Origin of the sequence: Methanospirillum sp., from assembly GCF_028679455.1 — an archaeon.
Taxonomy (GTDB): domain Archaea; phylum Halobacteriota; class Methanomicrobia; order Methanomicrobiales; family Methanospirillaceae; genus Methanospirillum.
The window spans coordinates 1-6249 of the sequence record NZ_JAJRBM010000099.1; the positions used below are offsets into that span (position 1 = coordinate 1).

General features: G+C 49.1%; 8 protein-coding genes. 4 read left to right on the forward strand and 4 right to left on the reverse strand.

All coding sequences use genetic code 11. The features are described 5' to 3' along the window. Nucleotides 1-250: PKD domain-containing protein (locus LUQ50_RS03200; RefSeq protein ID WP_300036091.1), on the reverse strand; the 250-nt coding region annotated here is incomplete at its 3' end. A gap of 150 nt (nt 251-400) precedes the next feature. Here LUQ50_RS03200 and LUQ50_RS03205 point away from each other — a divergent pair. Beyond that, nucleotides 401-1603 carry a TIGR00297 family protein gene (locus LUQ50_RS03205; protein WP_300036093.1) on the forward strand — a complete coding sequence of 401 codons (1203 nt, stop codon included), beginning with the start codon at nt 401-403 and terminating at the stop codon, nt 1601-1603. A 12-nt stretch (nt 1604-1615) separates the two neighbouring features. Here LUQ50_RS03205 and LUQ50_RS03210 read toward each other — a convergent pair whose 3' ends face one another. Then, entirely contained in the window at nt 1616-2461 is an 846-nt protein-coding gene (locus LUQ50_RS03210) for a hypothetical protein (protein WP_300036096.1), read from the reverse strand. A gap of 2 nt (nt 2462-2463) precedes the next feature. Further along, nucleotides 2464-3054, reverse strand: coding sequence for a pyruvate kinase alpha/beta domain-containing protein (locus LUQ50_RS03215; protein ID WP_300036099.1), 591 nt, complete (start codon nt 3052-3054; stop codon nt 2464-2466). Between the two features lie 38 nt (nt 3055-3092). Here LUQ50_RS03215 and LUQ50_RS03220 point away from each other — a divergent pair, with 38 nt between their 5' ends. From LUQ50_RS03220 to LUQ50_RS03230, 3 genes are read left to right on the forward strand one after another with little or no spacing between them, the layout of a single operon-like run. Further along, nucleotides 3093-4262, forward strand: a complete 1170-nt coding sequence (locus LUQ50_RS03220; RefSeq protein WP_300036101.1) for a redox-regulated ATPase YchF — start codon at nt 3093-3095, stop codon at nt 4260-4262. A gap of 44 nt (nt 4263-4306) precedes the next feature. Continuing rightward, complete coding sequence (locus LUQ50_RS03225) at nt 4307-4627, forward strand: hypothetical protein (RefSeq protein ID WP_300036104.1); 321 nt, start codon at nt 4307-4309, stop codon at nt 4625-4627. A gap of 50 nt (nt 4628-4677) precedes the next feature. After that, the gene (locus tag LUQ50_RS03230) at nt 4678-5856 is read left to right on the forward strand and encodes an NDP-sugar synthase (protein ID WP_300036106.1); all 1179 of its coding nucleotides are present in this window, start codon (nt 4678-4680) and stop codon (nt 5854-5856) included. Here LUQ50_RS03230 and LUQ50_RS03235 read toward each other — a convergent pair. Next, nucleotides 5853-6249 (reverse strand): ParB/RepB/Spo0J family partition protein (locus tag LUQ50_RS03235; RefSeq protein ID WP_300036109.1); only part of this gene is annotated, 397 nt, incomplete at its 5' end. The genes LUQ50_RS03230 and LUQ50_RS03235 overlap by 4 nt on opposite strands.

The window sequence follows — 6249 nt, forward strand, 5'->3', positions numbered from 1 at the left end:
CAAAGGTATATGTCACCGTGGCTCCGGGCAATGTACATACACAGGTCGGGTAGAAGAAACTCATTTTGGTATAGGTGAAGGATGGGCTGATTTCTGTCGAGGTGTTTCCGTCACCAAAATCCCACTTGACTGAATCACAATTTTCTCCTCCAGGTAGCGTAAACTGTACTTTGAGCGGTGCTTTTCCTTCATCAGGAGAGAAGAATGGATCTGCAGAAGCGATTCCAATACTACAGATAGAAAAAAACAATATTATGATAAACCATCTGGCGAAAGAGGATATATCTCTGGAAATGGGGGATGATACCATCTGAGGGTACCGTTAGCAGTATCCGGATAAAGGGTTTCCAGTTATCAGATCCTGATACCTTATCTGATGCATAATCCTATGATATGTACTATGATAATACCCGGAAGATGGCAGGCATTCATTGCTTCCATCGTTCTTACCCTGCTTGCACCCCATATGCCACCCGGAATGGCAGGGTTTTTCCTTATCATCACTTCTGCATTTATCTGTATGAGGAGCAGTGATCTTTCACTCCCCTTTGCTCTGTTTATCCTGGGACTTCTCAGTTTTTTTGGACTTCTCCCTGCTTTTGTCCTCTGCGCAGCGGTATTGATCGTAGCAACACGTGAACTGATCTTCTCATATTCTGGCGGAAGACCTGCAGAGTATGCACTTTCGTTGATCGGAGGTCTGCTGGTTGCAGCCCTGGTAATTTTTTATACCAATGGAGGAACCTGGCTATCAGCGGTGGTCGGGGTGACGGTTGCTGTTTTGCTTCACGCGATCCTGCAGCAGAATCCCTATTCGATTACCGGTGAACTGGTTGGGGTTTCCATGTCGATGCTGCTGATTGAGGTTCTCGAGTTTCAGGCTGATCTGCCACTGGTTGCAACCGCAGCATTCATCTCATTCGGGTTTGCGTACTTTGCATACCGGCTTAAAACTGCGGATATTGCGGGACTGTTTTCTGCTGCCCTGGTTGGTATCCTTCTTATAGTCTTTGCCGGAATATCGTGGTTCCTGATTATGCTGGCATTTTTCATTATCGGAGCTGCAGCAACCCGGTACAAGATTGATTATAAAAAGAGCCTGCATGTTGAACAGGAGAGCGGTGGTGTCCGGGGATACGTCAATGTCTTTGCAAATGGCCTGGTATCAGTAGCAGCAGCAGTATGCTTCGGAGTTACCCATCACCCGATCTTCATTGCGGTATACCTGGGAAGTGTAGCAACTGCCGCGGCTGACACGGTAGCAGGAGAGATCGGGGTTTGTTCAGGACGTCCCTATCTGATTACCACACTAAAACCGGTTCCTGAGGGAACAAACGGCGGGGTCTCGGTAACCGGAGAGATTGCCGGACTTCTCGCTGCTGTTTTTATTGCCGCCTGTGCAGTCCTGCTGGGTGTTGCTGATCTCCCTGTTTTTCTGGCTTCAGTATTGGGAGGTCTCATTGGAGCAAATATCGATAGCTTCATTGGAGAAGTGCTTGAGAACAAAAAGATAGTAGGAAATGCAGGAACAAACTTCCTTGCAACCCTTGGTGGAGGAGTGGTTACTGCTCTTCTCTGGGTTGGATTCTCTCCAGTCTTCTGACACTCCCTGGTTCTAATATTTATACCACCGCCCTTTTTCATCATATTCTCCCGTGGTTGGAATCACCGGAACCGGTGCTGATGAGGCAGCAATATAGCACTGGTGCTTGTAGATGATGAAGAAGGAGACCGGTATGATCAGGTATATTCCTATCATTATTGCGGTTATGAGAATTCCATCAGTTCTGAGCAGATTCTGCCATTCAGCCAGTCCAAACCCGAAAAAGATCTTTAGTTGCTCTGCAGCTCCGAGTTCCAGGTACTGGCTAAACCGATCTGCCAGAATCATTCCCCATATGGATGCCATGATCACTCCCAGTGCTCCTGCACTGATTACTGTGACCACAATGCAGGTGATAATCATGAGTATTGAGCGTGAAGCGATTATCATGCTCTGTTTCAGGGATGCAAAAACTTTCAGCCCTTCGGTTACCGCAACATTGTCAGCAAAAAATGAAAATAACAGTACAGGGACGGAGATGCCAATGAATAATCCTCCAATCATTGAGGGATCAGTCAGCCCGGCTATTGCGTAAGGGATACTGAAGAGTATCAGGAGCAGGAAAATGATAGCGACAGCCACGATTACCGGGAGCAGTACCGGGAAGAAGTAACGTACTGCAGATCCCACAAAGAGCGAGGGTGTGTACGTATTATCCCGCAAACATCCCAGAGCACCTGCTACCAGGAACGGGAAGATAACCGCGCCCAAAAAGAGCAATTTCCCGGCGATGAACTCGCCGCCGGAGAATGCCAGCCAGATGAAACCTGCCAGTAACACTCCTGCGTAGAGACCGGGCAGCAAAAGCACCGGCTTTTTCAGAAGATTGATCGCATCAACGAATGGTTTTCCGTTCATTATTATCGATCCCGGGGCATCGCTACAATCTCACGAACCTGCAGATCAAAGAACCTATTTGTATGTGATGGCAGGATTACGCATACGGTATCAACTCCGCTGGCAGTCCCGCCAAGAGCAATAACTTCTTCAGTAACTGGGACTGCTCCCTGATCTGCTGCAATGAGTGTGCATTCGACTGCGACCTTGAGTCCTACCGCTATCACGCGTCTGAACGCTTCTGCTACTGCCTCACTCCGTGAGCCTCCACCGACTTTAGGTGAGGAAGAGAACGCGCGTTCAAGACCTGAAAGGACATGAGTCCCGGTTACAATCCTGATCTTTTTCTTTTTGAGTTCTTCTGCGGTGGCAGGATCAAACTCCCAGACTCCGGGTTGTGAAAATCCGACCACATGGGAGACAATGATCAGGGAAATTTCAGAACCCCGCACTACATCGGCTGCGATTTTAGCGGTTTCCCCACTGGTGCTTGGCACGATAAGGTACCGGATTCCCAGTTCTTCTGCCCGCTCTTTTGCGATCTTGAGGGCATCCCGGGTGTTCTCGCTACCGGGTTTATCAAAATACCAGATTTTTTTGGTAGAGTACCCCATACATATCGGTTAGACCGCCAAGGTTTAAGGTACGAGCTATGATAACTCTTGCATTGGCAGGAAAACCAAACTGCGGAAAATCCACCTTGTATCGGGCGGCTACTCTTGCGCCTGCTGAAATCGCCAATTACCCCTTCACTACGATAGACGCGAACCGGGGGGTCGCATATGTGCGGGTACCCTGTCCCTGTGTTACACTTGAACACCGGTGCGGTACCTGTGTGGATGGGATCCGGTACGTCCCGGTCCATCTGATTGATGTCGCAGGGCTGGTCCCTGAAGCATACACCGGAAAGGGTCTGGGAAATCAGTTTTTGGATCATCTCAGGCAGGCGGATGCTATCATCAATGTGATTGATGCGAGTGGCGCGACTGATATTGAAGGAGCTCCTGATGATATCGGATCTCATGATCCCCTTGAAGAGATCCCGATGCTTCAGACTGAGATGACGATGTGGCTGTACGGAATCATCGATAAACACTGGGCAAAGATGCAGCGACAGGCCCAGGCTAAAAATTACAACATGTATGCCGGTCTGGCAGAACTGCTGGCTGGTCTTTCTATCCGGGAAGAGCATGTTATCGATGCCGAACGTGAATCAGGTATCACCTTCAGGTCTGCACAGGCTGAAGACCTCCAAAAATTTGCCAGGATCCTTCTGAAATACTCAAAACCGATGATCCAGGCAGGTAACAAAGCAGATCAGGCACCTGCAGAACTGATTGCAAAGGTGAAGGAAGCAGGAATCAGTCTCATCTCCGGTGCTGCAGAACTGGCACTCCGATCTGCTGCTGAACACAATCTGATCGTCTATCATCCCGGTGATGTCACCTTTACCATTCCTGAAGGAGTTACACTCAATGCTGCCCAGCAGGAAGGTCTTGCAAAAATCCGGGTATTTATGGATACGTACAAGGGAACCGGGGTCCAGCAGGTGATAAACCGCGCTGTCTTTGAGCTTCTTGATCAGATCGTGGTCTACCCGGTGGAGGATGAAACCCATCTCACCGATGCGAAAGGACGGGTACTGCCTGATGCATTCCTGATGAAGAAAGGTTCGACTCCTCACGATCTAGCCTACCAGGTCCATACCGATATCGGGAAGGGATTTTTGTATGCCATCGATGCAAAGACAAAGATGCGGATCAAGGAGACCACTCTGCTCAAGGATGGCGATATCATCAAGATCGTCAGCACAGCAAAGTGATCTTCGCCACATTTTTATACTAGGCAATAGATAAATCCACAATCATGGGTGGTGAGATATTTCAGGCCCAGGTTCTCAAAAATTTTTTTGACACAATTACGGGAACCGATCGAAATCTCACCCGGATCTATATGTGTGTGATAAGTCTGGCACGACTACGTGGAGAAGATCCCGATACTATCGGAAGACTTACTGAGCAGATGAGACTGAGTAAGGTGAAGAAAGAACTCTCCATCGATGTGCTTGACTACATGTGTGCAGTAGCTTCGGATCTTGAGATCTCTGCGGTGAAGACTGCGTTCGGTGTCAGGGATCTGAGCGAAGTGGTGCAGGACTTTGATGGGATCAGTCTCGATAGTCTCTGATCCTTTTATTCCGAGTTCATATATTGAGGCAGGGCATATACTGATACCAGATGAAGGTCTGTATCATGTGCGGAGGAGAGGGGACACGGCTGCGTCCGCTCACCTTCGAACGTCCGAAACCCTGTATTCCGATCGTCAATAAGCCTTCTATTGAGCATCTGGTCTCTCATCTTTCCAATCTCGGTTTTCATGACATCGTCATCACGCTGGGATACAAAGGAGATGCTATCGAGCAGTCACTCGGGGATGGCGCTCTGCTTGGTGCCAATATCTCCTATGTATATGAAGAGACCAAACTTGGAACCGCGGGAAGTGTGAAAAATGCACAGCGGTTCCTCGGTGATAAGCCCTTCCTCGTAGTAGGCGGCGATCATGTTACGGATCTGAACCTCCTTGAGTTCTATCGTGAGCACCTGAAGAGTGCAGCAATTGTCACTATCGGTTTGATCAGCATCGATGAACCTTCTGAGTATGGCATCGCCGAGATCGACGTCGAGAACCGTATTCGCAGATTTAGGGAAAAGCCCGGACCAGGTGAGATCTTTTCGAATCTGGCATCAACCGGGATGTATGTCTGTTCTCCTGATATTTTTGAATATATTCCGGCAGGAGTAAAATTTGACTTTGCCAAGAACCTCTTCCCGCTCCTTATGGAGAAGAACCTCGCGCTTAACGGGTGGCTTGCCAGGGGGAACTGGTCTGATGTCGGGCGTCCGGCTTCGCTGCGTCAGGCTGAGAAATGGAAACTTCAGGAGATGCGGTATGCCAACATCAGCGGAGATCTTGATGTCAAAAACGCCAATATCCAGGGGCCGGTTGACTTTGGGAGTTCAATTTATCTTGGTAATAACAGCAGGATTGTCGGCCCGGTAGTGATAGGTTCAGGTACCTCTATCGGTGACAATGTTCTCATCGGTCCATACACCTCGATCGGCAAGAACTGTGTGATCAGAAATAATGTGCGGCTTCTTTCCTCATCTATTTATAATCGGGTCGTGATCGGGCAGGGCTCGTCTGTTTCCGGTACCATTGTGGATAACGAAACCATGATTGGAGACGGATGCAGTGTTGAGCATGGGTCAGTGATCGGACCACGGTGCGTGATACGCAACCGGGTTACGATTCATTCAAACACCCGGATATGGCCAGATGTGGTAATAGCAGACGGTACCGTGGTTACCGAGCACGTACTGAACGATGACTACGATACCCGGTGTGAAGGCTCCTAATTCTCTTTCTTCTTATGAGAGGGCAGATCTATCGCCTCTCCTCCCACGACAACTGCCCCGCCAAACCGGTGTGTACCTGCCACGAGCGGGTGGCGGGCATAGTCCATGATCTGAATATCATCGATGGTTCGGAGTTTCATCGCCCGGGCTGTGCGTTCAAGGCCGAGTTCAAAGTTCTCCATGATCTCGATCAGGTATGCCTCAAGTATCTTTATCCCCAGTTTCTTGGCAGCAACAGCACGGTGGTGACCATCGACCAGGATATTCTGGTCAGGTTTTTTGATCACAATGACCGGTTCTGCAAGTCCCTTCTTGATCTCATAGATCCTTCCCTCCAGTTCATCCATGTAGATCCGTGACTGGGTGGGAAGCAGACTGTTCACCATAACCGGC

Excerpts from the sequence above, each read along its gene's own strand:
- LUQ50_RS03205 (WP_300036093.1), top strand. The coding sequence starts at position 401 with ATGATAATACCCGGAAGATGGCAGGCATTCATTGCTTCCATCGTTCTT.
- LUQ50_RS03210 (WP_300036096.1), bottom strand. The coding sequence starts at position 2,461 with ATGAACGGAAAACCATTCGTTGATGCGATCAATCTTCTGAAAAAGCCG.
- LUQ50_RS03215 (WP_300036099.1), bottom strand. The coding sequence starts at position 3,054 with ATGGGGTACTCTACCAAAAAAATCTGGTATTTTGATAAACCCGGTAGC.
- LUQ50_RS03220 (WP_300036101.1), top strand. The coding sequence starts at position 3,093 with ATGATAACTCTTGCATTGGCAGGAAAACCAAACTGCGGAAAATCCACC.
- LUQ50_RS03225 (WP_300036104.1), top strand. The coding sequence starts at position 4,307 with ATGGGTGGTGAGATATTTCAGGCCCAGGTTCTCAAAAATTTTTTTGAC.
- LUQ50_RS03230 (WP_300036106.1), top strand. The coding sequence starts at position 4,678 with ATGAAGGTCTGTATCATGTGCGGAGGAGAGGGGACACGGCTGCGTCCG.